The following is a 26,108-nucleotide window of genomic DNA, read 5'->3' on the forward strand; positions in this document are numbered from 1 at the left end:
GCTCTAAGTACTCCTCTGTTCGTCCATAGGACCGCGGTGGCGGCAACCCGCATCACGGCCACGACGGGGCGGAACGGGGTCCCACCCTCCAGAATGCCAGGGGGCACACTTCGCCAACCGCACCACAGTCAAGAAAAGGCCTTTGATCGCCCCGTGCGTACGGAGGGCATCCACCGCATACTCGCTACAGGTGGGAGTGAACCGGCAGGTCGGCATCCTCAGGGGCGACACATACGTCCGGTACAACTCGATACCGAAGATAAGAACAGTGGCGGGAGCGCGACGCACAGCCTTCAAAACCGTCAGAAAACGGGAGGCTGGGGGAGTTTCAATCTGCTCATCGAGCGGAGTACTCATGGCTCTTCACTTACCGACACCAATAGATTCATTTTGCCCAGACCTGCGCGCAACTGCTTGGCCAACTCATCGGAACTGGCGCTCGCACTACCCGGAAGTGCACGAATAACCACATCTGTTTCCGGTGAAACCTGCTGCGCGAGGTCTGCACATATATGACGAAGCCGGCGCGCGACTCGATGTCGAATCACCGCCGGCCCGACAGCCTTGCTCACGATCAGCCCGAATCGGGGACCGTGATTTGTTACTACCAACGCCTCTACCTGCTCGCGATCAAACGCGTGCACGACAAGGTCGCGTCTTCCCATACGACGACCACGTCGCACCGCCACGGAAAAATCCGAGTGGCGGCGCAACCGGTACGGCTCAGGCAACACCCCGAGCTCCTGATCTCAGAATCAGATCAGGCTGTCAGGGAATCGCGGCCCTTACGGCGACGCGCCGAAACGATTGCACGACCCGCACGGGTACGCATACGAAGACGGAAGCCGTGAACACGCGCGCGGCGGCGATTATTCGGCTGGAACGTCCGCTTGCCCTTGGCCACGGTCAACACTCCTCGAAGTTCATTGGCGCCTCCCGGCGCCTTCTAATTGATCGGCGCCACCTGAGCGCCTTGGATCTAACGGTCTTCTCCACCCGGTTAGCGGCTTGGATAATCCTTCCGACCCGACATATGTAGTCAGCACGAAACGATCACCACCAGCGGGTGACTGTTCGAGGTTACTTACCACCGTTGCCAAGGTCAAACCAGCGCATTCGGCGGACACTCTTCCGAAGCAGAAGCGACACGCCGGAAGTCCCCAAATCCCCGATTTTCGAACCCGGATGTGCATAGGTCGTTGACCTCGAGCGAGGCACTGAGTGTGACCTTGGCAACAGTTTCGCAACGGTGCTCAGAGCATACGAAACCCGCCGTACGCAATTCCGGCAGAGAACCACTCGACAAGGCCTCATCTGCACGTTCGGTCCGGGGTTCGGGTTGCGACGCGGAAACCCGAGTTTTCACATTCATCCACAGGGCTGTGAGTATCAACGCACCGCTACCGCCGAGTGTCCAACGCCTCGAGTTACCACAAAAGACCAGGTAGATCGACTTCGGCTTGGATTCGCAAGAAAAATCCCACAAATAAACCGACTCGGTGCACGTTTGTCCACATCTGTGGATAATTGTGTGGAAACACAGTTCAGGTGGCATATTCGTAGGCTGTTACGAGGTTTCTCGCCTCAGGTGGCAGACACACCAACAGACACAACAAAAGTGTCACACCAGCGCACATCCCCACCACCGAACATCCAAGCCGCAGCAACGTGCTCGGTAGCGCCAGCGCACTCGCTGTCGGTGAAACACGGAAGGAACCACGTGAACGACGATCCCAACGCGCTCGAACGTGCCTGGGTCGACGTGGTTGCAGAACTCACGAGTGATGACCCCGGAAACGATCTTCCGATACTGAGTAGTAAGCAGAAGGCATTCGTCCGCCTGGTGAGACCACTCACACTCGCGCAAGGATTTGCACTCCTCTCGGTTCCGTCGTCCTTCGCTCAGGAGACCATCGAACGCGATCTGCGTGAACCGATTCTGCAAGCACTCGGACGACATCTCGGTGGACAGGTCGAGGGCCTCGGCGTCCGTATCGCTCCTCCCGACGAAGATTCGGCAGAACCGGAAGAGCGCACAGGTAGCCGGCAGTTCGAATCGGTCAGCAGTTCCGGCGCCTACCGTCGACGCCGATTCACCGAAGGCGACGGGGAACCGTCCGACTCCGAAACCGCCGAGAGCGAAGAGGTCGACGACGACCGGGAAGCATTGGCGAGCGTTCACGAATCGTGGCCGTCGTACTTCACCAAACCGCCGTCGACGCCGTCCTCGTCGAACTCCGGTGCAAACAGCCTCAACGCGAAATACACGTTCGACACGTTTGTCATCGGTTCGTCCAACCGATTTGCTCACGCTGCCGCGGTCGCGATCGCGGAGGCGCCCGCCCGGGCTTACAACCCTCTCTTCATCTGGGGCGCGTCCGGGCTCGGCAAGACGCACCTTCTGCACGCCGCCGGCCACTACGCGCAGCGGCTCTTTCCCGGTATGCGCGTGAAGTACGTCTCCACGGAAGAATTCACGAACGACTTCATCAACAGTCTTCGTGACGACCGCAAGGTGGCATTCAAGCGTCGCTACCGCGAGACGGACGTCCTCCTCGTCGACGACATCCAGTTCATCGAAGGCAAGGAAGGTATCCAGGAAGAGTTCTTCCACACCTTCAACACCTTGCACAACGCGAACAAACAGATCGTCGTCTCCTCGGACCGGCCACCCAAGCAGTTGGCAACCCTCGAGGAGCGTCTGCGAACGCGATTCGAATGGGGCCTGATCACCGACGTTCAGCCGCCGGAACTCGAGACGCGTATCGCGATCTTGAGCAAGAAGGCGCGGATGGATCGCCTCGAGGTGCCGCACGACGTCCTCGAGCTGATCGCCAGCCGGATCGAGCGCAACATCCGCGAGCTCGAGGGCGCGTTGATTCGTGTCACCGCGTTTGCCTCGCTCAACCGGCAGCCGTTGGATCTCACGCTGGCGGAAGTTGTCCTTCGGGACCTGATGCCTGATTCGTCGAGCCTCGAGATCAATGCGGCGACGATCATGGCCGTGACGGCCGAATACTTCAATATGTCGATCGACGACCTCTGTGGGCCGGGTAAGGCTCGTCCGCTCGCTCAGGCACGTCAGATCTCCATGTATTTGTGCCGTGAACTGACGGATTTGTCATTGCCGAAGATCGGTCAGACGTTCGGGCGTGACCACACCACCGTCATGTACGCGGACAAGAAGATCCGTAAGGAAATGACCGAACGTCGCAAGGTGTACGACCAGGTACAAGAGCTGACGGCTCGGATCAAGCAGCGTTCCAAGCGCTGACCTGCATTTTTTGCCGATGCCCCTCGAGGGGGGAGAGTCCTGCCCTCGAGGGGCATCGCTGTGTCGACTGCCTCCCTCGAGGGCGTGGTAATCCTCCAGACCCACGACACGCCGGGGTTCGACACGCCGATTTAGTTAAACCTTTCGTTTCTTCTGGAAAGTATTCACATCTGGGGATAACTGTGTGGATAACTTCGAAAGTCTGTGGAGATCTCGAGGAGTAATCCGAAAACTTCTTGTCTGTGCACAGAGGGGCCTGATCGCTCCTCGAGTCTGTCCTCGAGAAGTCCACAGGCCCTCGAGGGGGCAGACCTGCATCGACAACCGTTGCTCCACAGATTGCACAGGACTTATTACTACTACTGAGAAATTTCTAGGAAAAGCTCTTTAAAAGTAGATTTGTGGACAACTCCTGTGAGGAACCTCGGAGCGGGCCTCGCTCGTCCCCGTCTCGGCTTTCCTGATCGCCCCTCGAGGGCATACGGTTGGCGTCGCACCCCGTTGTGCCAAACTTGTCATCTGACGTCTGTGCCAGACTTGCTGTCACCAGAACATGCCTACCGAGAGGAATTACCCGGCGATGGAGCTTGGAAGCCTGAAGTTTCGCGTATCCCGGGAAGAGTTCGCAGATTCAGTTGCATGGGTTGCCCGTAGCCTCCCCTCGAGGCCGCCGGTTCCCGTTCTCGGTGGCGTTCTTCTCGATGCAACCGAACAAGGACTCACGGTCTCCGGTTTCGACTACGAGGTATCCGCTCAGGTTCGCGTTTCCGCAGATGTCACCACTGTCGGTCAGGTCCTGGTTTCCGGTCGACTCCTTGCCGACATCACCAAGTCCTTGCCCAACAAGCCTGTCGATGTCACCCTCGAGGGCACTCGCGTTCTGATCTCGTGCGGAAGCGCAAAGTTTTCCCTGCCGACGATGCCGGTCGAGGACTACCCACAGCTTCCGACGCTTCCGCAGCAGTCAGGTTCCATCCCGGTAGATCTTTTCTCCGAAGCGATCAGTCAGGTTGCCATCGCTGCTGGTAAAGACGACACGCTGCCGATGTTGACCGGTATTCGCGTCGAGATCGCCCAGAATTCCATTGTTCTGGCTGCGACCGACCGTTTCCGTCTGGCTGTCCGTGAGCTCGAGTGGATGCCGGCAAACCCCGATGTCGAAGCTGCTGTTCTCATCCCGGCAAAGACACTGTCCGAGTCCGCGAAAACGCTTGCCGGAAACGCAAGTTCGCCGGTCGAGCTGGCTCTCGGTTCCGGCTCGAGCATCGGAAACGACGGCCTCCTCGGCATCGTCAACGACGGCCGTCGCACGACGACTCGTCTCCTCGATGCAGAGTTCCCGAAGTTCCGTCAGCTTCTGCCGGCGCAGCACACAGCCATGGCAACCGTCGAGGTTGTTCCGCTGATCGAAGCCATCAAGCGTGTGGCTCTCGTGGCAGAGCGTGGCGCTCAGGTGCGTTTGCAGTTCACTTCCGAGGGTCTGCTGCTCTCCGCTGGCGGCGACGACGCCGGCCGCGCCGAGGAAACTCTCAACGCGACGTTCCAGGGTGAGCCGTTGACCATTGCGTTCAACCCCGGATACCTCACCGATGGACTCAACTCGCTGCACAGCGAGAACGTCCTGTTCGGCTTCACGACGCCCAGCCGTCCCGCTGTTCTGCGTCCGGCTACCGACGAAGATCCGACGCCGGACGAGTCGGGTAACTTCGCTGCGCCCTCGAGCGAATACACCTACCTGCTGATGCCGGTTCGACTTCCAGGCTGATAATTGCTGTTGGGCGGCATGAGTGTTCGTTCGTAGATTCTCGTTGCGGGACTTCCGTTCGTGGGATTCCCTGACACTCGATCTGGTACCGGGAACCACTGTGTTCCTCGGTTCCAACGGGCACGGTAAAACCAACATCCTCGAGTCGCTCGGTTACTTGTCGACGCTGTCGTCTCATCGGGTTTCTTCTGATGCCCCGATGATTCGCAACGGTTCGGCTAGCGCTTTTGCGGGTGCGAGGGTGGTCAACTCCGGTCGTGAACTCACGATCGACGTCGAATTGATCGAGGGAAAGTCCAACCGAGCCAGGATAAATCAGTCGCCGGCGCGGCGTCCCCGGGAAGTTCTCGGCATCCTGCAGTCCGTGATGTTTGCGCCTGAGGATCTGTCGTTGGTACGCGGTGATCCTGGTGACCGCCGGCGGTATCTCGACGAACTGCTGACGTTCCGCATCCCTCGAATGGCCGCTGTGCGTGCGGATTACGACAAAGTGTTGCGTCAACGCTCAGCTCTACTGAAAACTGCGGGCGGGGCACTTCGACGCGGTTCCGGTAGTGGCGAGAATGTTCTCTCCACCCTCGAGGTGTGGGACGGGCATTTAGCTGCGCACGGCGCACAATTGTTGGCCGGGCGCCTCGAGCTGGTTCACGATCTCGCTCCGCACCTTGCCGAGTCGTATCGCTCGATAGCACCGGAATCGAGGCCGGCTTCGATGCGATACCGCAGCAGCCTCGGAACGTCGTTGGATCCTGAATTTACCGATCCCACAAGGATTCCCGGTATCGACGACGTCGCGTACCTCGAGGAGCGTTTCCATCACGAACTGTCGGTGATGCGGACCAAGGAAATCGATCGGGGTGTGTGTCTGGTCGGTCCGCATCGTGACGACCTCGAGTTGATTCTCGGGGACAGCCCGGCAAAGGGCTTTGCCAGTCACGGGGAATCGTGGTCGTTCGCGTTGTCGCTGCGGCTCGCGGGGTTTGCATTGCTGCGAACAGAAGGCAGTGACCCGGTACTACTGCTCGACGATGTATTCGCGGAGTTGGATCGGCGCCGTCGTCGTGCGCTGGCGGCGGTCGCTGCCACCGCTGAGCAGGTCATTGTCACTGCCGCAGTTCCGGAGGACGTTCCGGACGAGCTCGAGGCAGCCAAGTTCGGCGTCGAAGCATCGGAAACACCCGAAGGTCGTATTTCACGGATAGTCTCGAAAGACTGGTCTGCAACGACGGACTTGTCCGAGGGGGTCGAGAATCGTGACTGACGAAAAAGAGCCCGAACTTCGAGGTATCGATTTGGCGCGCCGAGCCCTCGAGGAGGCCCGCGCTGCCGCTAAAGCCAACGGCAAAGCTGTCGGCCAGGGCCGGTCGTCGCCCAAGTTCGGTAGCGGTCGGCCGCGTCGACGCGGAGGGTGGTCCGGTCCCGGCCCCGATGCCCGCGATCCCCAACCATTCGGTGCGCTGACCAGCGCGGTATCCAAATCGCGCGGCTGGTCGCCGAGAGTATCGGAAGGGACAGTGCTCGGCCGTTGGCCGCAGGTTGTCGGTGAAGACATTTCTGCGCACGCCGAACCCATTTCCCTTCGTGAAGGGGTTCTGAGCATCTCGGCGGAGTCGACGGCCTGGGCGACGCAGTTGCGGATGATGCAGTCTCAGATTCTTGCGAAAATCGCAGTCGCGGTGGGTGACGGCGTCGTGAAGACACTACGAATTACAGGACCGAGCGCACCCAGTTGGCGTAAAGGCGAAAGGCACGTCAAAGGCCGCGGACCTCGCGATACATACGGCTGAGTAGGGCCTGGTTGTACCTATTACTTCATGTTACAGTTACCCTCGTTACTGGGTGAACTGTGTCACAGAGCATGAAGGGGTAGTCAGATGCCGAGCAAGGTACATGCTGAGCCTGATCACATCTTGTTGCAGGCACGCAATGTCGAATTCGACTGGTCCGACCTGCCTATGCACTGGATTCCGGGTGACCCGTTCAGTACTCACGTACTCAACGTGCTGCACCTGCTGCTCCCGGCCGGTGAAGAGTGGTTCGTCGCAACGTTCAAGGAAGCGCTCCCTCTCATCGAGGACGAGAAACTTCGTGACGACGTTGTCGGCTTCATCGGCCAGGAAGCCATGCACGCCGGCGCTCACACCGGTGTACTGGTCCATCTGAAAGAAAACGGGCTCGATCCGACGCCGTACACGCAGCAGATGGAATGGGCCTTCTCGAAATTGCTCGGACCGCGTCCCCTGACTGGCTTGCGAGCGGAGAATCACCTGGTCGAGCGTCTGGCGATCATCGCGGCCATCGAACATATCACCGCATTTCTCGGTGACTGGGCTCTCAACGCCGACGGTCTGGACCGGGCCGGAATGCACCCGACGATGCTCGACCTGCTTCGTTGGCACGGAGCCGAGGAAGTCGAACACCGATCCGTTGCGTACGACGTGATGCGCTACTTCGACAAGCGTGAAACCCGCCGTATCCGCACTCAGCTCCTGGTCACGCCCGTCATCATATGGCTCTGGATCCGAGGCACCCGATTCCTCATGCGCAACGATCCCGAACTTGCCAACCAGGCGCCGGGTCGGCGTCGCCCGCACTTGTCGGATTTTGTGGCAGCGGGCAAGCGCGGCACGGTCCCCACCGCCTTCGAGCTGGTCAAGCGAATGTCGACGTACTTCTCCAAGTCGTATCACCCCGGCAAAGAAGGTTCGACGGCTCAGGCAGTGAAGTACCTGGCGTCCTCGCCGGCTGCGCAGGCGGCGGCACGGTGATTCCGTCGATTGCCAGGATCAAGGACGTCCTGATCGGGCACGACGGCCTTCCGCGGCACCCGGCGCCGCCGGATCTCGCGGGTCGCGCGCGCGCCGATCGGGCCATGCGTATCACGGAGTTGTTGGCGGACAAGTACCTTCGCGTTTTGACGGCCTACGACTACAACCCGAAGATCGCCGGTCACAACCCCGATACCGCGCTGAACATGGTGGTCAGTACGCGTGAGGTGGTGGCAACCGACGAGAATGTTGTTCGCCTGCGCTTCGAGTCTGTAGACGGCTCACCGCTTCCGCCGTGGCAGCCCGGCTCTCATCTGGATTTTCATCTGCCTTCGGGTTTGCGTCGACAATATTCGCTCTGTGGGGACCCCGCTGATCGCTGGGGATATACCGTCGCTGTGCGCCGAATTCCTGATGGCGGTGGTGGTTCCGTCGAAATGCATGCGCTACAGCCGGGCGAGCATGTGACAGTTCGTGGGCCACGGAACGGGTTTCCCTTTGTCGGTGAGGGTGGTGCACTCTTCATTGCCGGCGGTATCGGAATTACTCCGATCATCGCAATGGTCCGGGCTGCAAGGGAATTGGGCATGGACTGGCACTTCGTGTACTCGGGCCGCTCCCGCGAGTCCATGCCGTTCCTCGAGGAGATCGCAACCTGGGAACCGGAACGAGTATTCGTGCGGCCTGACGATGAATTCGGATTACCCACTGCCACAGATCTTCTGGAGAAGGCTCCGGAAGGTGGAGCCGTGTATTGCTGTGGCCCGACGCCCATGCTCGACGCAGTGCGCACAGGTTTTCGTGAAACCTCTTCCACGGCTTTGCATTTCGAAAGATTTGGAGCACCGCCGGTACTTGGCGGGGTTCCGTTCGAAGTGCAACTGGTCAGCTCCGGTGAAGTATTGGCCGTGAATGCCGACCAGTCGGCACTCGACGTTGTCCGGAAAACCCTGCCCGGTGTCGGCTACTCGTGCCAGCAAGGGTTCTGCGGGACCTGCCGGGTGAAGGTCCTCGCCGGCACTCCGGATCACCGCGAAAACCGACTGACCGATGCCGAACGGGAAAACGAGATGCTGATTTGTGTGTCGCGTTCCAACGGCGGACGACTGATTCTCGATCTCTAGTTCTACTCACCTACGAAGGGTCTGCAGATGACCAAGCACGCGCCTCTCCACGCCGTAACTGCACGCAGCGTCACCAACGGTGCCGTCAGCCTTGCCGTATTCGAGCAGGGCCCGGCGGACGGTGAGACGGTTGTCCTCGTTCACGGGTGGCCGGACACTCACGAACTGTGGAATCGTGTCGCGGCGCTGCTGGCCGACAATTTCCGCGTTGTCGCCTACGACAGCCGTGGCGCCGGCGAGAGCACGATCCCGTCGCGAGTGCAGGACTACCAACTCAGTGCGATGGCCGGTGATCTGTTTGCCGTGATCGACGCCGTCAGTCCGAACGAGCCGGTTCACGTCGTTGCTCATGACTGGGGGTCTGTCGAAACCTGGGAAGCCGTCTGCGAGCCGGGCGCCGAGGAAAAGATCGCATCCTTCAGTTCCATTTCAGGACCGAATCTCGACCACCTCGGTAAATGGATCCGTTCCAGTGCGTCCAAGCGGCGTTTCGGTGGGCCGGCCGCGCAAGCTGTGGCGTCGGCGTACACGGTGCTGTTCCAGATTCCGGGTCTGTGCACGGTGCCGTTGCGGCTGTGGTTTTCCAGGCACTGGCCGGCGTTTCTGGGATTTTTCGACGGTCTGGACCCGAAATCGGTGGTGACCGCGCCGACAATTGCCGACGACATGGTTAACGGTCTCAAGTTGTACCGGGCAAATATTCGGCCTGCTCTGGGCAAACCGCGTGAACGGTACACGGACGTTCCCGTTCAGTTGATCCTGAACAAGTACGACAAGGCAGTTCGGCCGGTGGGCTTCGAGGACACGGAGAAATGGGTCTCCGACCTGCGGCGAACCGAAATTTCAGCCGGTCACTGGTCGCCGATTTCACACGCCGACGAGGTTGCCGAACATGCGCGGGCGTTTATCGCGAGCCTGAGAGAGCGTCGCCGGGAGAAGCAAACTTCCTAGCGATTCACCCTCCCAGGACCAAAATAATTCGCCTGTGGCGCAGCCAGGGGTGTCATTGGGCGGTTCCTGTCGGTGCTTACCAGTAAGATGGTCTCCGGTAACTAGCGGCAACATTCTCGAACCCGCTCCGACGACACCCGCAAGGGCTTGCTGGCGGCTGCGCTCGAGTATTGACGGAGAAGGAGAGCTACCAACCCGTGGCTGCCCAGAAGTCAGATACAAGCACTTCCAGCAAGGATTACAACGCCTCGTCCATCACAGTCCTCGAAGGACTGGAAGCGGTACGCAAGCGCCCAGGCATGTACATCGGTTCCACCGGTGAACGCGGTCTGCACCACCTGATTTGGGAGGTCGTCGACAACTCTGTCGACGAGGCGATGGCCGGACACGCCACCAAGGTCGAGGTCACCCTCCTCGAAGACGGCGGCATTCGCGTCGTCGACGACGGCCGCGGCATTCCAGTCGGAATGCACGCCTCCGGGGTTCCCACCGTCGAGGTCGTGCTGACTCAGCTGCACGCCGGTGGCAAGTTCGACTCCGATTCCTATGCCGTCTCCGGTGGTCTGCACGGTGTGGGCATCTCGGTGGTCAACGCGCTCTCCACCAGGCTCGACGTCGACATCAAGGTCGACGGCTACGAGTGGCATCAGACGTACACGGACTCCAAGCCCGGCGAGCTGATTCAAGGTCCCGCCACCAAGGAGACCGGAACCACGGTCAGCTTCTGGGCGGATCCCGAGATCTTCGAGACCACGCGCTACAACTTCGAGACCGTTGCGCGTCGCCTGCAGGAAATGGCTTTCCTCAACAAGGGTCTGACGATCACGCTCACCGACGAGCGCGCCGAGGTCATCGACGTCGACGAGGAATCGATCGACGTCGCAGAGGCGCCCAAGTCGGCAGCCGAGACGCAGGAAGCGGCTGCTGCAGCTCCGCGCAAGGCCAAGACCCGCGTCTACCACTACCCGGGTGGACTCGAGGACTACGTCCGTCACATCAACAAATCCAAGAGCCCCATCCACAACTCGGTGGTCGGATTCACGGCCAAGGGCACGGGCCACGAGCTCGAGGTAGCAATGCAGTGGAACTCCGGTTACTCGGAGTCCGTCCACACCTTCGCCAACACCATCAACACGCACGAGGGTGGAACGCACGAAGAGGGCTTCCGCGCGGCGCTCACCACGGTCGTCAACAAGTACGCCCGCGACAAGAAGCTGCTCAAGGAAAAAGAGCAGAACCTCAACGGTGACGACATCCGTGAGGGTCTCGCAGCGATCGTGTCCGTCAAGGTCGGTGAGCCGCAGTTCGAGGGCCAGACCAAGACCAAGCTCGGCAACACCGAGGTCAAGTCCTTTGTGCAGAAGGCATGCAACGAGCATCTTCAGCACTGGCTCGAGGCCAACCCCGCCGACGCCAAGACCATCGTGAACAAAGCGGTCTCGTCGGCGCAGGCCCGTATCGCTGCTCGTAAGGCCCGCGAATTGGTTCGCCGTAAGAGCGCTACCGATCTCGGCGGCCTGCCGGGCAAGCTTGCCGACTGCCGCTCCAACGATCCGGAGAAGTCCGAGATCTACATCGTGGAGGGCGACTCCGCAGGTGGCTCGGCCAAGTCCGGCCGCGACTCGATGTACCAGGCGATTCTGCCGCTGCGCGGCAAGATCCTCAACGTCGAGAAGGCCCGTCTGGACCGCGCGTTGAAGAACACCGAAATCCAGTCGATGATCACCGCCTTCGGCACCGGCATCCACGACGAGTTCGATATCGCGAAGCTGCGCTATCACAAGATCGTGCTCATGGCCGACGCCGACGTCGACGGTCAGCACATCGCGACGCTGCTGCTCACGCTGCTGTTCCGCTTCATGCGCCCGCTGGTCGAGCACGGTCACGTCTACCTGGCCCAGCCGCCGCTGTACAAGCTGAAGTGGCAGCGCAGCGAGCCGGAATTCGCGTACTCCGATCGTGAGCGCGACGTCCTGGTCAAGGCTGGTCTCGAATCCGGCAAGAAGATCAACAAGGACGACGGCATCCAGCGCTACAAAGGCCTTGGCGAGATGAACGCCAAGGAACTGTGGGAAACCACGATGGACCCGTCGGTGCGCGTTCTGCGTCTGGTGACGTTGGACGACGCCGCTGCCGCCGACGAACTGTTCAGCGTGTTGATGGGTGAGGACGTCGAGGCCCGGCGCAGCTTCATCATCCGCAATGCCAGGGATGTCCGTTTCCTCGACGTGTAGGGCCTGCAGCCCTGTGCGCCTTTCCGGTAGTTCCGACAACCACAAAGGCGCACAAGGGCTCGCCCCCATCTTCTTCTTAAGAAAGTGAACTCATGACCGACACCACGTTGCCACCGGACGGACCGCAGCACGACCGCATCGAACCGGTCGACATCCAGCAGGAAATGCAGAGCAGCTACATCGACTACGCCATGAGCGTCATCGTCGGTCGTGCTCTGCCGGATGTGCGCGACGGCCTCAAGCCCGTGCACCGCCGCGTGCTGTACGCGATGTACGACACCGGCAATCGCCCCGATCGCGGATATGTGAAGTCTGCCCGTCCGGTCGCAGAGACCATGGGTAACTACCACCCCCACGGCGACTCCTCGATCTACGACACCCTGGTCCGTATGGCCCAGCCGTGGTCGCTGCGGTACCCCCTCGTCGACGGCCAGGGTAACTTCGGTTCCCGCGGCAACGACGGCGCTGCCGCCATGCGTTACACGGAGTGCCGCCTCACGCCTCTCGCCATGGAGATGCTGCGTGAAATCGACCACGACACAGTCGATTTCACACCGAACTACGACGGTAAGACGCAGGAACCGACGGTTCTCCCCAGCCGTGTTCCGAACCTGCTGATCAACGGCTCCAACGGTATTGCCGTCGGTATGGCCACCAACATTCCGCCGCACAACTTGCGCGAAGTTGCCGAAGCCATCTACTGGGCACTCGACAACTACGAAGCCGACGAGGAATCCACTCTCGCTGCCGTCATGGAGCGGGTCAAGGGACCGGACTTCCCGACGCACGGCCTCATCGTGGGTGGCCAAGGAATTCAGGACGCCTACACCACCGGCCGCGGCTCCGTTCGTATGCGCGGTGTGGTCGAGGTCGAAGAAGATGCCAAGGGCCGCACCACAATTGTCATCACCGAGCTGCCCTACCAGGTCAACCCGGACAACCTGATCACCTCCATCGCGGATCAGGTTCGTGACGCCAAGATCGCCGGCATCTCCGACATTCACGACGAGTCTTCCGACCGCGTCGGCATGCGCATCGTCGTTACCGTCAAGCGTGACGCTGTTGCCAAGGTTGTGCTGAACAACCTGTACAAGCACACGCAGCTGCAGACCAGCTTCGGCTGCAACATGCTCTCCATCGTCGACGGTGTGCCGCGCACTCTGCGCCTCGACCAGATGATCCGTCTGTACACGACGCATCAGCTCGAGGTCATCGTCCGTCGCACCCAGTACCTGCTCCGTAAGGCCGAAGAGCGCGCTCACATCTTGCGTGGTCTGGTCAAGGCTCTCGACGCCTTGGACGAGGTCATCGCCTTGATCCGTGCGTCGCAGACCGTCGACGTCGCCCGTGCCGGATTGATGAACCTCCTCGACGTCGACGAGATTCAGGCCGACGCGATTCTCGCGATGCAGTTGCGTCGTCTGGCTGCTCTCGAGCGTCAGAAGATCGTCGACGAATTGGCCGAGATCGAGATCGAGATCGCCGATTACAAGGACATTCTGGCCAAGCCGGAGCGTCAGCGCGCAATCGTTCGTGACGAGCTCAAGGAAATTGTCGACAAGTACGGCGACGACCGTCGTACTCGCATCATCGCCGCCGACGGCGACGTCAACGACGAAGACCTCATCGCCCGTGAGGACGTTGTCGTCACGATCACCGAGACCGGCTACGCCAAGCGCACCAAGACCGACCTGTACCGCTCGCAGAAGCGCGGCGGCAAGGGTGTTCAGGGTGCCGGCCTCAAGCAGGACGACATCGTCTCGCACTTCTTCGTCAGCTCGACGCACGACTGGCTGCTGTTCTTCACCACGAAGGGCCGCGTCTACCGCGCCAAGGCATACGAACTGCCCGAGGCCAGCCGCACCGCTCGAGGTCAGCACGTCGCCAACCTGCTGGCCTTCCAGCCGGACGAGCGCATCCAGTCCGTCATCCAGATCAAGACGTACGACGACGCGCCTTACCTGGTACTTGCCACCCGCAACGGTCTGGTCAAGAAGTCCAAGCTCACGGACTTCGACTCCAACCGCAGCGGCGGCATCGTTGCCATCAACCTGCGCGGCGACGACGAATTGGTCGGAGCTGTTCTGTGCTCCGCCGATGACGATCTGCTTCTCGTCTCGGCGCAGGGCCAGTCGATCCGTTTCTCGGCCACCGACGAAGCACTACGGCCCATGGGCCGCGCTACGTCCGGTGTCCAGGGCATGCGCTTCAACGGCGAGGACGAGCTGCTCTCGCTCAACGTCGTCCGTGAAGGCAAGTTCTTGCTGGTCGCCACTTCCGGTGGTTACTCCAAGCGAACCGGCATGGAGGACTACCCGGTCCAGGGCCGCGGCGGCAAGGGCGTGCTCACCATTCAGTACGACAAGAAACGTGGCACTCTGGTCGGAGCGCTCATCGTCGACGACGACGACGAGCTGTACGCGATCACCTCGGGCGGCGGCGTCATCAGGACAGCTGCCAAGCAGGTTCGTAAGGCCGGACGCCAGACCAAGGGCGTGCGTCTGATGAACCTCGGCGAAGGCGACACCTTGCTCGCAATTGCGCGCAACGCCGACGAACCCGAAGAGATCGCTGCCGCCAACACCGACAGCGCAGACAATGCCGATGGAGCTAAGGAGTCCTAGTGAGCACTCCCAACCAGCCGGGCAGTGACCAGAAGAGCACGAGCACTTCCGGTTCGACGCCCCCAAAGCCGGAGCAGCCAGCTGCTCCGGCGGGTGCAGGGGGCTCGCAGTCTCCCGTTGAGGCTTCGAAACCTCCGGCCGCTGGTAAGCCAAGCAGCTCTGCCGCCGATTCCAAGGCTGTGGCCGACAAGTCGGCACAGCCTGCGGTTGGGAAGAGTTCACCGGCTGCTCCCGCTGCCCCGAAGGCACCCGCCGCACCGACGGCCTCTGGTTCACCGGCACCGGCTAATCAGGCACCGGCTAATCAGGCACGCGGCAACCAGGCGCCGCCGTGGCAGCGTGGTCAGCAGCAGTCAGGTCCGCAACAGCCTGTTTCACCGCAGGCCGGGGCGCAGCAGTCTGTTTCTCAGCAGCCTGGGGCGCAGCAGCGCGAACCCCAGACCAACATCACCCGTCCGGCTGCGCCGCGACCTGATGTTCGCAAGGGGCCCGCACCTGCTGCCGGGAAACCGCCGGTCGGTCCGCCGAATCAGCGACCAACAGGTCCTGGATCCCCGTCGCAGCCACCGGCTCGGCCGGTGGTCACGGGAACGGCTGCCCCGAAGGTCATGAACAGCGCGGCCATGAGCAACGCGGTCGACAACAAGACCGTCGCGAACAAGACCGTCGCCGACAAGACGGTGGCGAATAAGACGGTGGCGCCGCCGAGCGGGCCCAACGCACCGGCCGGAAATGCTCCGGCCGGTCCCAGGGCCAAAGCTGCGGCGATCGACGGTCCGACTCGGCATATCAGCCGTAAGGATCTGCCGAAGGACATGCCGGACCTCTCCGAGGCGAAGCATCCCCTACCGCAGGCGGCCGTTGGTGACAAAAATCACGTCGCTGCCGTTGCGGCTGCGTCCAGCGGGGGGCCTTTACGGGCGACGGTGCAGATCCGTCGTATCGATCCGTGGTCCACGCTCAAGATCACTTCTGTGATCTCGGTTTCACTTTTCTTCGTGTGGATGGTGGCTGTCGGTCTTCTGTACGTCGTTTTGGACGGTATGGGCGTCTGGGACCGTCTGAACAACGCTTTTACGGACATCGTGTCCGATGGCGGATCCGACGGACTGGTGACAGCTGGGCAAGTCTTCGGCTATTCCGCAGTGATCGGTTTGGCGAACATGGTGTTGTTCACCGCGCTCGTCACCATCGGATCGTTCATCTACAACCTCTGCAGTGACTTGGTTGGCGGCGTCGAGGTAACTCTCGCAGATCGCGACTGACCTGCGGAAACAGTGCCCCGCCGGACCCGTTTTGGTGTTAGCGGGCCGGTGGGGTAATCTTTGAAACCGGTTCAGGGGCCTATAGCTCAGGTGGTTAGAGCGCTTTACTGATAATGAAGAGGTCGGAGGTTCAAGTCCTCCTAGGCCCACTCCTTGTGCCGAAGAAGGGTTGCTGGAATGAAGGTTTTCCTGCTTGTCGGGGCTAGCATTCTGGTGTCTCTCGTAGTCACCAAGTTGATCAAAAGTCAGCGCGGAGACAAGGTTTGGCACGATTTGGAAACAAGCTAGAACATAGGTACTCTGACTCCGGTCGGAAAACCGAACGGGGCCTTAGCTCAGTTGGTAGAGCGCTGCCTTTGCAAGGCAGATGTCAGGAGTTCGAATCTCCTAGGCTCCACAGTAAGAAAACACCCTCCCGGGAAACTGGGAGGGTGTTTTTGTATGTGCGCACCCAGATCGTGAGAATTAGCATGCCGACTGGGCGGTACGGTGCCTGAAATCGGACGCTCTGCGCTTACGATTCCCGCATGAGATCTGTGTGGGACCGCCTACGCCGCTATTGCGGGACGCTTCATCCTGTCGGCCTGGCCTTTGCGCTGGTGTTTTTCACCTGGTCGATGACCCCGTCGCTGCTGCCCCGAGTGTGGTACTTGCAGGGCGTTGCGACGGGCATTTCGCTGGCAATGGGTTATGCGATCGGAACTCTGGTCGCGTGGACGGTTCGCAAGTGTGGCGTCGAACCGCAGTGGTCGGAGCGTACGAAGAAGATCGCGTGGCGGACGATGGCGGTGGTGGCCGTAATCGTGGTTCCCCTCTTCTTGATTCTGGGAGCGCGGTGGCAGCGGATCGTCCGTGAACTTGTCGGTATGCCGCGTGACAGTGCGGCAAACTACCTTCTGGTTGCGCTTATTTCGCTGTTCATCTGGTTCATCCTGCTCGAGGCGTCGCGGGGCATTCGCCATTCCACGAACCGTCTGTCGCAGTTCGCATTGCGGTTCGTCCCGAAGGAAGCAGCGAAGGTCGCCAGCCTTGTTGTGGTTCTCGCTCTGGCTGTCTTTGTCGTGAACGGTGCGCTGTACAACGGGTTGATCGCGTTCGCGAACTGGAGCTTCTCTGGCGCGGATACCGAAACTCCGGACGGTATCGAACAGCCGCTCATTGCCGAACGCAGTGGTTCACCGATGTCTGCGGAAGCCTGGGACACGCTGGGGCAGGAAGGGCGCACCTTCATGGGTAGTGGCCCCACCGCGGCGGAGATCACGGCGCTGACGGGGCGTGAGGCGAAGCAGCCGATCCGCGTGTATGCCGGGCGTGAGTCCTCGGATTCGATTCGCGGCGTGGCAAACCGGGTTGTGGACGAACTCAAGCGCACCGGCGGGTTCGACCGTGGAACGCTGGCCGTCGTGACAACGACGGGTCGTGGTTGGGTCAACGAGGATGTGGCGTCGGCGTTTGAATATGTCGAAGACGGTGACACCGCCATCGCGTCGATGCAGTATTCGTTCCTGCCGAGTCCGTTGGCCTTCATCGCGGACCGTGAAACGCCGATGGTCGCCGGCCGGGCACTCTTCAACGCTGTTTTTGCGGAGTGGATCAACCTGCCCGTGCAGACGCGTCCCGAGTTGGTCGTGTTCGGTGAGAGCCTCGGTTCGTACGGCGGTCAGGCTGCGTTTGCCGGGGACCAGGACATGATGACGCGCGTCGACGGAGCGTTGTGGGTGGGCACGCCCAATTTCACGGAGCAGTGGCAGGAGATCACGAACAATCGTGACTCCGGTTCGCGCGAGATTCTTCCCGTGATCGACGGCGGCGAGTCGATCCGTTTTGCCGCGGATCCGATCGACTTGGAACTCGAGGCCGACTGGGCTGACGATCGAATCGTCTACTGGCAGCACGCCAGTGACCCCATCACGTGGTGGTCGTTCGATCTCTTGCTCAACAAGCCGGACTGGTTGAGCGAAAAGCCGGAGGGCCGCGACGTGGATCCGGGGATGACGTGGATTCCTCTCGTGACGTTCTGGCAGGTCACGCTCGACATGGTGTTCTCGGCGGATGTTCCGTCGGGTCATGGGCACAACTACGGCGAAGATGCCGCGGATATGTGGGCCAACATCTTGCATCCGACGACATGGACGCCGGAGAACACCGAGCAGTTGCGCGCGCTCCTGACAAACAATGTGGAGCCGACAAAATAGGTGAAAGTGGCTGTACGACAAGCACTCTAAGGTTCTTTCCTTACCGGTAAGTTTGTTTTGCGGTATATGTTACCCTGCGTTCACTGTGTGTCAGAGCACAGTGCAAACGACGTGGGGAGAACGTGAACGTGAAGAACCGAATGTGGTGGGCAGCAGGCCTGTCCGTTGCAGCACTGGTGGTCAGTGCTGCAACGGCGCCGTTCGCAGCGGCTGAACCGGCGGATTTCTACACTCCGCCGGCGGAACTGCCTGCTGGGGACAACGGCGACCTCATTCGCAGTGAGCCGACGCCCTTGCTTCTCAGCGTGCCGGGATCGAATGGTCCGTGGCCGGCTACCGCCACCAAGATCATGTACCGCAGCGAGGACGCCACAGGTGCTCCCGTTGCGGTCACCGGCACGTACCTCGAGCCGACAAACCCGTGGACCGGGCAGGGGGCGCGTCCACTGGTTGCCAGCGCAGTAGGTACTCACGGACAAGGTGATCAGTGTGCCCCGTCCAAGCTGTTCAACACCGGACTGGAATACAGATTCCCGACCGACATAATGGTCGGCTACGAGTCCATCTGGGTGAATATGTTGTTGCTCAACGGCATTGCCGTTGTCGTCACCGATTACGACGGGCTGGGAACGCCGGGCGACCACACGTACGTGAACCGCGCCGCCGAAGCGCACGCCGTCCTCGATTCGGTGCGGGCTGCGCAGCAACTGCCGAACACCAGCATTCCCGACAACGGGCCCGTCGGCCTGTGGGGCTACTCGCAAGGTGGCGGCGCTGCCGCTGCGGCAACGGAGCTGAAGCCGTCGTACGCCCCGGAGCTCGATCTGAAGGGCACGTACGCGGGTGCTCCTCCGGCTGATCTGGAAGCCACCCTCGAGCAGATCGACGGTACTTTTCTCACCGGCCTGATCGGATACGCGCTCAACGGAATCGTGGCTCAGTACCCCGACGTGGAGCCGCTACTCGACGCTGAAATCAACGATCGTGGACGCGCGATGCTCGCGGCGACCAAAAATCAGTGCGTCGGCGAGACGGGCCTGCAATTTGCCTTCCAGAAGACGTCGGAGTTCACGAAATCGGGCGAATCATTGTCGGTTGTGCTCGATCGATTGCCCGTTGCACAGGGGATCCTGGCAGAACAGAAGATCGGCAACCTGACGCCGACGTCGCCGGTTCTGATCCAGCACGGGCGAGCTGACGACATCGTGCCGTTCGGCCAGGGACAGGAACTTGCGCGGGAGTGGTGCAGCAAGGGCGCGAGCGTGCAGTTCTCCGTCAACGAGCTGCCCTCCGTAGCTCCGGGTGTGGCTCTGGGCCATCTAGCCCCGTACATCACGGGAACACCGGAATCCGTCGGCTACATGATCGATCGATTCAACAACGTTCCGGCGCCGTCGAACTGCTGACGGCCGCACACAGACGAAGAGAGGCCCGGAACACACTGTGTTCCGGGCCTCTTTGCTTCAAAATTTACGCGGTTTGCTCGTCAACTCGCGGCGGAGCCGACGCCACCGGCGGGTGCTCGCGGTGGCGGCTCTTATAGAAGACCGCTCCGCCGATCACTGCCACACCGGCAATGACGAACAGGCCGATGCGCTTGCGTCCGCGAGGCTTCGGTTCACGCTCTGCGCGCGCCGCTGACTTGGCGGGGAGGGCCTTTGCACACTCCACGCCCTTCTTGGCGAGAACAGCGCTCTGACGGCCCAGGAACAGGCCGATCTGTCCGGCGCCACGGGCAGTTGCCGTGGCGACCACAGCGGCGATGCGACGGGCGTTATCGGCTGCGTCGGATTCTTTGATGCGGGTTGCCGTTTCCTCGAAAGAGTCTTCGACGCGGGCGAAGGCCTGGTCGAACGTGTCGGGAAGCTGGCTGCTGAGGGACTCGGTCACTCGTGTCATGACTCCACTTTGTCACAGGATCTGTCCCAGGAACGCCCGGGTACGAGGATTCCGAGGGTTGTCGAAGAATTGATCCGGAGCCGCGTCTTCGACGATCTTGCCGTCACTCATGAAAACGATGCGATCCGCGGCAGCGCGGGCAAATGCCATTTCATGAGTCACGACCACCATGGTCATACCCTCGTCGCGAAGCCTGACCATCACGTCCAGCACCTCCTTGACCATTTCCGGGTCGAGCGCCGAGGTCGGCTCGTCGAAAAGCATGACGCTCGGCTTCATGGCCAGTGCTCGGGCGATGGCCACGCGTTGTTGTTGTCCGCCGGAGAGCTGGGAGGGGTAGTTCTCGGCTTTGTCGGACAACCCGACCAGGGCGAGGAGTTCGCGCGCCTGCGCCTGGGCTTTGTCCTTGGGTACTCCCTGTACGTGACGTGGGCCGGCTGCGACGTTCTCCACGGCGGTCATCATCGGGAAGAGGTTGAAATTCTGGAACACCATCCCGGTGCCCTGCCGTTGTTTCGCGATCTGTGCTTCGCTGCGCAAGCGCCGTTTGCCGTTGCTGTCGACGTAGCCCATCGATTCGCCACATACTTCGACGATCCCCGAGTCGATGATCTCGAGGCAGTTGAGGGTGCGCAGGAGGGTGCTCTTGCCGCTACCGGACGGTCCGAGCAGCAGTACAACTTCGCCCTCGGCGACGCTGAAATCGATGCCGTCGAGTACCCGGACGTCGTTGAAGGACTTGATCATGTTCTCGACGCGAACAACCGTTGTGGCGGCGGCAATGTCGGTGGTGGTCATCTGTTCACTGCTTCCGCTAGCTGAGCCGACTCGGCGACATTTGCATCGCCGGAAGTGTTCTTGCGCTTGTAGTTACGGTCGTATCCCCGGCCGGCGCGGGATTCGAGGACACGCTGAATCATTCCCCAGGCAGTGGTCAGGACGAGGAAGTACAGGGCCGCCGCGCACAGGCCTTCGAGTACTCGGAAGTTGACCTGTACCAGAAACTGTGTGCGCCGCAACAACTCTTGGACCGAGATGACCGATACCAAGGTTGTGGTCTTGAGTAATCCGTTGAAGCTGTTGCCCAGCGGAGGGATCATGACGCGAAATGCCTGGGGTAGCACTACAACTCGGAATACCTTGAACGGCGACATGCCCAGCGCCCGGGCCGCCTCGGTCTGACCGGCCGGCACCGACATCAGTCCGGACCGGACGATCTCGGACAGGTAGGCGGCTTCGTTGAGAACAAGCCCGAGGAGGGCGGACTCGATGACTCCGAGCTTGATTCCCACCTGAGGCAAGCCGGTATAGATGATGACCAATTGCACCAGTAGGGGAGTGCCGCGCATCAACCACACGTAGAAGCCGACGATTGCCCGCAGAATCCACCAGCGGGAGGAGCGTGCCGCAGCAACGACGACGGCCAGCATCAGGCCGAGAACCATGCTGACGACAGTGAGCCAGATGGTGACCCATGCGCCCTCGAGCAGCTGCTTACTGGTCAAGATCGAGAAGAATGCATCCCAGGACCACATGGGGTTACCTTTCGGCTAGATGAGCGGAGCTCAGCATTGAAGATGAGCGGAGCTCAGGGCTGACGATGAGCGGAGCTCAGGGCTGCAGCGGGCCGGTACTGACGGAGATATCGCCGTCGTAACCGTCGACGCCGTATTCCTCGAACAGAGCGGGGAGGTAGCCGTCGGCACGCATGTCGGTGAGGACGCGCGCCACCTCGACGGCAGTTTTGCTGCCTTGGGAGAATCCGAGGGCCAAGGGTGAGTTGTTGATACCGTCGACGCCCGTCTCGAAGCGGCCGTCCTTCTGATAGAAGGAGGTTACCGAGCTCACGATCGCCGCCCCGTCCGCTTGTCCTGCCGAAAGTGCTTGGTAAGCATCAGCATTCGTCTTGAATGTTTGCACGTTCATGGTCGGCTTGCCGGCGGCGCTGAATGTCTCGTTCAATGCGTTGAGCGTGTCGAACTCGTATCCCGGTGCCTCGACGGCGATGGTCTTACCGGCCAGATCGTCGACGGACGAGATGGACTCGGGGTTTCCTGCCGGCACCGAGACGGATACCGCCTGTACCTCGTAGGGAACGAGCGAGATGGTCTCGGCGCGAGCGGGTGTGTAGAACATCCCGGTGTCGATCATGTCCCAACGGCCGCTCTGCACGCCGGGGATCTGGGCGTCGAACTCAATGTTGACGAAGTCGGCGCGCAGGCACAGGCGGTTTGCGATCTCCTTGCCCAGGTCAACGCGCATTCCGACGACCTTGCCCGACTCGTCCACGTACTGCATCGGTGGGAGCGTGGCGTTGGTGGCGATGGTGAGGGTGCCTTCTTCTGCGAGGTCCGATGATCCCAGTGTGGGGGTGCAGTCGGTGGGAGCGGCAGTGTCGTCGCTTCCCGATCCACAGGCTGTGAGGGTGGCTGCCAAAGCGGTGGCGGCTGCGACTGCGAGGATTCTGCGCATTTTTCGAGTTGCCTTTCGGGAGTGGCTTCCGCCTACATTTTTTCGGGCTCCAAAGCACATTTTCGGGAGGCTCTGAATCGTCCGAATCAGTTTCATGGGATCGATTGCACTGAGCTTGGCACGCGATTGATGAAGGGTCAACGCCGTTAACGCGAGAGATACCGACGAAACGAACTGTTAACGAAACAGCGTGTCGTGCGCCACGATCGTTGCTGTTTTCAGTGACCTCCGTCATGTGGCGCGCAGGAATTTCGCTCGATCAGCGTCGAGCCGATCCGGTAGGTACGGCCCTGGTCTTCTTTGCCGAGTTTCCCCGAATCTATTTGCTGGAAAAGAAGATCCATTGCGACATTGGCCAGTTGTACTGCACCGTTGTCGATCGTGGTGATCGCGGGTTGCCACATCTCTAGCCACGGCATGTCCTCGTGGCACACCAGGGACAACTCGTTCGGAATGCTCACGCCACGGCCGACGAGGGTGGGAAGAATGCCGAAAACCGCTTCGTGGTTGGCGGCGTACAACGCAGTCATCTTCGGCGCGTGATCGAGCAGGGAACCAATTGCCTCGGCTCCGAAATACGTTGTGAAAGAACCTTTTCTGACCAGTGATTCATCCACCTCGACGCCGTACTCTGCCAGCGCGCGGCGGTATCCCTCGAACCGTTCACGGCCGGACGTCGCGTCGTCGGTGCCGCCGATATAGCCGATGTTGCGGTGGCCGAGTGCGAGTAGATGACGGGTAGCGAACATGGCACCGTCGATGTCATCGGCAAGAACGTTGGGTGCTTTGCTGCCTTCCACAGTCCGAATGAGGTTGACGACGGCGCTTCCCGAGAGCAGGTCGTTGGTCGCGGTGGCGTTACGGCCGCTACCGATCACGATCGTCCCGTCCACGCCGTGCTCGGCCAGCATCTCGAGCACGTCACGTTCACGCGACACATCAGCGTCTGTGATGCAGAGGATGACTTGAAAACCCTTGTCCGACGCTCTTTTCTGCACTACTTCGGCGACCGTGTGGAACGACGCGTTGAGCAGGTTGTTCATCACGAGACCGATGAGGTGTGACCGCCGGGACCGCAGCGCGCTCGCGGCGCGATTGGGGCGGTACTGCAGCTTGCGCGCGGCTTCCTGCACGGCTGCCCTGGTCTGCGGAGAGATCAACGTCGATCCACTCAATGCGCGTGATGCAGTGCTTCGCGAAACACCGGCGGCGTTTGCGACATCGATCAGGGTGACTGTCATCGTGTCCTCTTGGCTTCATTGACTGCGTGGTTGCTTAATTCGACTATGCCCGTGTTACGAGTCTGTTTCCTGGCTTGACGATTTTACCGCTTCGGAGCAATGTATGGAATCGATCCCATCGCACACAGTCTGTGCATCTCCATCGAGAGGTCTACTTCTATGAATCGCGACGATGTCGCTTGGTCGGGCTATTGGCCCGCGTCTCCCACCCCGTTCGACGCTGCTGGAGCGGTGGATGTCGATGCACTTGCCGAGCTCATGGAGCTCTACGCACGTATGGGCGTCGACGGAGTTCTGATCAACGGCAGCACCGGTGAGTGGTTTTCTCAGACCCATGCCGAGCGCAAACTCGTCGCCGAGGTAGCAGTGAGCGCCGTGAGTGGTCGCTTCCCCGTCCTGATCGGAGTGAGCGCGTACACGGCTGACGAATCACGGCGACTCGCGAAGCACGCGGCGAGCACCGGCGCGGACGGAATTCTTGCGACCCCGCCGCCGTACGTTCACACGTCGGCTGACGAGACGGTTGCGTACTACGAAAGTGTTTCCACAGCAACAGATCTACCGTTCATGGCGTACAACTGGCCACGCGGGGTCTCGGTGGACATGGGCAAGATTCCCGGATTATTCGCCCGGATCGCGGATCTCGAGAATGTGGTGGCGATCAAGGACAGCACCGGCGATTGGCTGAACATGCTCGACACCGTCGAGCAGTTCTCTTCGCAGGTACGGGTTTTCGGTAGTTTCCTGCATCGCCGCGGACTGGCCGCGCTTCTCGAACTCGGTGGTGACGGCAATATCGACGGCGGCGGCGTCGGCGCTCCCTTCGGGGTCCCCTTCTATCGCGCTGTTGCAGCCAAAGATGCGGCCGCAGCGCAGGAATGGGCCGACCGTTACCGTGCATTGTCCGGTGCGCTGATCAACGGTGACTACAGCGGCATTCACGCGTCACCGATTCCCCAGCTCAAAGCGGTCATGAACCTGCTGGGGCAGCCAGGCGGTCAGGTGCGGGAACCGCTGCTGCCGGTCACCGACCCGAACATCATCGAAGCTCTGCAGGCGATCATCGATCGATCCGGCATAGCTGAAGCCACAGAACACACGTCGAAGGAGTTCACACATGTCCACTGAGTTCATGACAACCGGGCTCATGACCAGCGAGGTCGATGTTGTCATCATCGGTGCCGGAATTGTGGGAGCTGCAGCGGCATTTCGACTGACCGATGCAGGCTTCCGTGTCGTGGTGCTGGATCGATCGGTACCCAATTGCGCCGGATCGGGAACGACGGCCGGTAATTTGCACATTCAGACGATTCACACACGTCGACCAGGTCAGGGTGTGGCACTGGATGTGCGTCGTCTGCTGCCACTGCAGCTGGCGGCGAGTCAGTTGTGGGATCAGCTCGAGCACGACGTTCCCGGCGGTGTCGGACTGGTCCGGTGCGGCGGTTACATGGTGGCTGAGACCGAGGAGCAGTGTGCCACTCTGGCACAGAAGCACGAATGGGAACGGGAAGTTGGAATTCCAACCCGTCTGCTCACCGGTGACGAAGCACGCCAAGAGCTTCCGTTGCTCGGATCGACCATTGCCGGTGCCAGCTGGTGTGGTTTGGACGGCTACGCGGAACCCGATATCGCGGGCCCGGCTCTCCTGGCGGAAGCGGTTGCTCGTGGTGCGCAGCTGGCTACCGATACCAAGGTCACGGCAATGGAGCGGATCGGTGAATCCTGGAACGTCAGTACCGCGAAGGGGACGTGGCAGGCACCCCGCGTGATCAATGCTGCGGGCCCGTGGATGGCAGAGGTCGCCGCGATGGTCGACGTGCGACTGGACCTACGGGCTCTGTCGCTGCAAATGCACACCCTTGCCGCCCCGCCTGAAACCTTGAATGTGTTGGTACAGCACGTCGGTGAGGGTATTTCGATCAAGCAGGACAGGCGCAATCGCATAGTTCTCGGCGGCGGTTGGCCCGCAGGACAGTTCCGGCCGGAAGGTGCGGCACCGATCCGTGAGGAGAGCATCGCGGGCAATCTCGCCCAGACCGGGCGGTTGTTGCCGGGCCTCGGTGAGATCGAGCTGTCCGACGTCTGGACCGGCCCGGTTGTGACCACACCCGACGAACTGCCGATCATCGGTGAACTCGAGAGTGCACCAGGCGTTTTTGTTGCCGGTGGAACCTACTCGTTCACCTTTGCGTCGCTGTGGGCCGACGTCCTCACGGCTCTGGTCGAGGGCAAGGAACCGGCTGTCGATGTCAGTTCCTTCGCGCCGGCGCGACTGACCGCCTCGCACTGATAC

At 61.0% G+C, this 26,108-nt stretch carries 22 protein-coding genes and 2 tRNA genes; 16 read left to right on the forward strand and 8 right to left on the reverse strand.

The features are described 5' to 3' along the window. Nucleotides 1–3: 3 nt before the first annotated feature. The 3 genes from yidD to rpmH are packed head-to-tail and all read right to left on the reverse strand — an operon-like array spanning nucleotide 4 to nucleotide 904. The gene (gene yidD, locus V2B23_RS07595) at nucleotides 4–357 is read right to left on the reverse strand and encodes a membrane protein insertion efficiency factor YidD (RefSeq protein ID WP_430949804.1); all 354 of its coding nucleotides are present in this window, start codon (nucleotides 355–357) and stop codon (nucleotides 4–6) included. Then, nucleotides 354–734, reverse strand: a complete 381-nt coding sequence (rnpA, locus tag V2B23_RS07600; RefSeq protein ID WP_045066064.1) for a ribonuclease P protein component — start codon at nucleotides 732–734, stop codon at nucleotides 354–356. Before rnpA ends, yidD begins: the two co-directional genes overlap by 4 nt. Before the next feature lie 26 nt (nucleotides 735–760). Continuing rightward, entirely contained in the window at nucleotides 761–904 is a 144-nt protein-coding gene (rpmH, locus tag V2B23_RS07605; protein WP_003942540.1) for a 50S ribosomal protein L34, read from the reverse strand. An 816-nt stretch (nucleotides 905–1,720) separates the two neighbouring features. Here rpmH and dnaA point away from each other — a divergent pair. The 14 genes from dnaA to V2B23_RS07675 all read left to right on the forward strand — a co-directional run bounded on the left by dnaA (nucleotide 1,721) and on the right by V2B23_RS07675 (nucleotide 19,606). Continuing rightward, the gene (dnaA, locus tag V2B23_RS07610) at nucleotides 1,721–3,274 is read left to right on the forward strand and encodes a chromosomal replication initiator protein DnaA (RefSeq protein ID WP_033235306.1); all 1,554 of its coding nucleotides are present in this window, start codon (nucleotides 1,721–1,723) and stop codon (nucleotides 3,272–3,274) included. Between the two features lie 580 nt (nucleotides 3,275–3,854). Next, the gene (gene dnaN, locus V2B23_RS07615) at nucleotides 3,855–5,039 is read left to right on the forward strand and encodes a DNA polymerase III subunit beta (RefSeq protein WP_430949805.1); all 1,185 of its coding nucleotides are present in this window, start codon (nucleotides 3,855–3,857) and stop codon (nucleotides 5,037–5,039) included. Between the two features lie 22 nt (nucleotides 5,040–5,061). After that, nucleotides 5,062–6,300 carry a DNA replication/repair protein RecF gene (gene recF / locus V2B23_RS07620; RefSeq protein ID WP_430949806.1) on the forward strand — a complete coding sequence of 413 codons (1,239 nt, stop codon included), beginning with the start codon at nucleotides 5,062–5,064 and terminating at the stop codon, nucleotides 6,298–6,300. After that, complete coding sequence (locus V2B23_RS07625) at nucleotides 6,293–6,826, forward strand: DUF721 family protein (protein ID WP_033235309.1); 534 nt, start codon at nucleotides 6,293–6,295, stop codon at nucleotides 6,824–6,826. Before recF ends, V2B23_RS07625 begins: the two co-directional genes overlap by 8 nt. Nucleotides 6,827–6,913: 87 nt before the next feature. Next, nucleotides 6,914–7,807, forward strand: a complete 894-nt coding sequence (locus V2B23_RS07630) for a metal-dependent hydrolase (protein ID WP_430949807.1) — start codon at nucleotides 6,914–6,916, stop codon at nucleotides 7,805–7,807. 104 nt (nucleotides 7,808–7,911) lie between these two features. Beyond that, on the forward strand, nucleotides 7,912–8,931 hold the full coding sequence (locus V2B23_RS07635) for a PDR/VanB family oxidoreductase (RefSeq protein WP_430950203.1): 1,020 nt from the start codon (nucleotides 7,912–7,914) through the stop codon (nucleotides 8,929–8,931). Nucleotides 8,932–8,958: 27 nt separating this feature from the next. Next, nucleotides 8,959–9,882, forward strand: coding sequence for an alpha/beta fold hydrolase (locus tag V2B23_RS07640; protein WP_430949809.1), 924 nt, complete (start codon nucleotides 8,959–8,961; stop codon nucleotides 9,880–9,882). A gap of 197 nt (nucleotides 9,883–10,079) precedes the next feature. Further along, nucleotides 10,080–12,116, forward strand: a complete 2,037-nt coding sequence (gene gyrB / locus V2B23_RS07645) for a DNA topoisomerase (ATP-hydrolyzing) subunit B (protein WP_430949810.1) — start codon at nucleotides 10,080–10,082, stop codon at nucleotides 12,114–12,116. Between the two features lie 92 nt (nucleotides 12,117–12,208). Then, nucleotides 12,209–14,740, forward strand: a complete 2,532-nt coding sequence (gene gyrA, locus V2B23_RS07650; RefSeq protein WP_430949811.1) for a DNA gyrase subunit A — start codon at nucleotides 12,209–12,211, stop codon at nucleotides 14,738–14,740. Continuing rightward, nucleotides 14,740–16,005 (forward strand): DUF3566 domain-containing protein, encoded by a 1,266-nt coding sequence (locus tag V2B23_RS07655; RefSeq protein ID WP_430949812.1) that lies wholly within the window; start codon nucleotides 14,740–14,742, stop codon nucleotides 16,003–16,005. Before gyrA ends, V2B23_RS07655 begins: the two co-directional genes overlap by 1 nt. Before the next feature lie 75 nt (nucleotides 16,006–16,080). After that, a tRNA-Ile gene (locus V2B23_RS07660) sits at nucleotides 16,081–16,154 on the forward strand. A 175-nt stretch (nucleotides 16,155–16,329) separates the two neighbouring features. Continuing rightward, a tRNA-Ala gene (locus tag V2B23_RS07665) sits at nucleotides 16,330–16,402 on the forward strand. A 130-nt stretch (nucleotides 16,403–16,532) separates the two neighbouring features. Then, nucleotides 16,533–18,200 (forward strand): alpha/beta hydrolase, encoded by a 1,668-nt coding sequence (locus tag V2B23_RS07670; RefSeq protein ID WP_430949813.1) that lies wholly within the window; start codon nucleotides 16,533–16,535, stop codon nucleotides 18,198–18,200. Between the two features lie 140 nt (nucleotides 18,201–18,340). Further along, nucleotides 18,341–19,606, forward strand: a complete 1,266-nt coding sequence (locus tag V2B23_RS07675; RefSeq protein WP_430950204.1) for a lipase family protein — start codon at nucleotides 18,341–18,343, stop codon at nucleotides 19,604–19,606. 64 nt (nucleotides 19,607–19,670) lie between these two features. Here V2B23_RS07675 and V2B23_RS07680 read toward each other — a convergent pair whose 3' ends face one another. The 5 genes from V2B23_RS07680 to V2B23_RS07700 form a co-directional block, all read right to left on the reverse strand. Beyond that, on the reverse strand, nucleotides 19,671–20,099 hold the full coding sequence (locus V2B23_RS07680; RefSeq protein WP_430949814.1) for a hypothetical protein: 429 nt from the start codon (nucleotides 20,097–20,099) through the stop codon (nucleotides 19,671–19,673). 12 nt (nucleotides 20,100–20,111) lie between these two features. After that, a complete protein-coding gene (locus tag V2B23_RS07685) occupies nucleotides 20,112–20,897 on the reverse strand; it encodes an amino acid ABC transporter ATP-binding protein (protein ID WP_045066079.1) in 786 nt (261 codons plus the stop codon). Beyond that, nucleotides 20,894–21,604, reverse strand: a complete 711-nt coding sequence (locus V2B23_RS07690) for an amino acid ABC transporter permease (protein WP_430949815.1) — start codon at nucleotides 21,602–21,604, stop codon at nucleotides 20,894–20,896. Before V2B23_RS07690 ends, V2B23_RS07685 begins: the two co-directional genes overlap by 4 nt. Before the next feature lie 106 nt (nucleotides 21,605–21,710). Continuing rightward, on the reverse strand, nucleotides 21,711–22,571 hold the full coding sequence (locus V2B23_RS07695) for an ABC transporter substrate-binding protein (RefSeq protein ID WP_033235319.1): 861 nt from the start codon (nucleotides 22,569–22,571) through the stop codon (nucleotides 21,711–21,713). Nucleotides 22,572–22,789: 218 nt separating this feature from the next. After that, nucleotides 22,790–23,812 carry a LacI family DNA-binding transcriptional regulator gene (locus V2B23_RS07700; RefSeq protein WP_430949816.1) on the reverse strand — a complete coding sequence of 341 codons (1,023 nt, stop codon included), beginning with the start codon at nucleotides 23,810–23,812 and terminating at the stop codon, nucleotides 22,790–22,792. Nucleotides 23,813–23,971: 159 nt separating this feature from the next. Between V2B23_RS07700 and V2B23_RS07705 the strand changes: the two genes are divergently transcribed. Together V2B23_RS07705 and V2B23_RS07710 are read left to right on the forward strand one after the other, a co-directional pair. Then, a complete protein-coding gene (locus tag V2B23_RS07705) occupies nucleotides 23,972–24,940 on the forward strand; it encodes a dihydrodipicolinate synthase family protein (protein ID WP_430949817.1) in 969 nt (322 codons plus the stop codon). Then, nucleotides 24,930–26,105: an NAD(P)/FAD-dependent oxidoreductase gene (locus V2B23_RS07710; RefSeq protein WP_430949818.1), complete on the forward strand. Its 1,176-nt coding sequence runs from the start codon at nucleotides 24,930–24,932 to the stop codon at nucleotides 26,103–26,105. The genes V2B23_RS07705 and V2B23_RS07710 overlap by 11 nt, the downstream gene beginning before the upstream one ends. The last annotated feature ends 3 nt before the right edge of the window (nucleotides 26,106–26,108 follow it).

The organism is Rhodococcus sp. 24CO (assembly GCF_050586165.1).
GTDB lineage: Bacteria > Actinomycetota > Actinomycetes > Mycobacteriales > Mycobacteriaceae > Rhodococcus_F.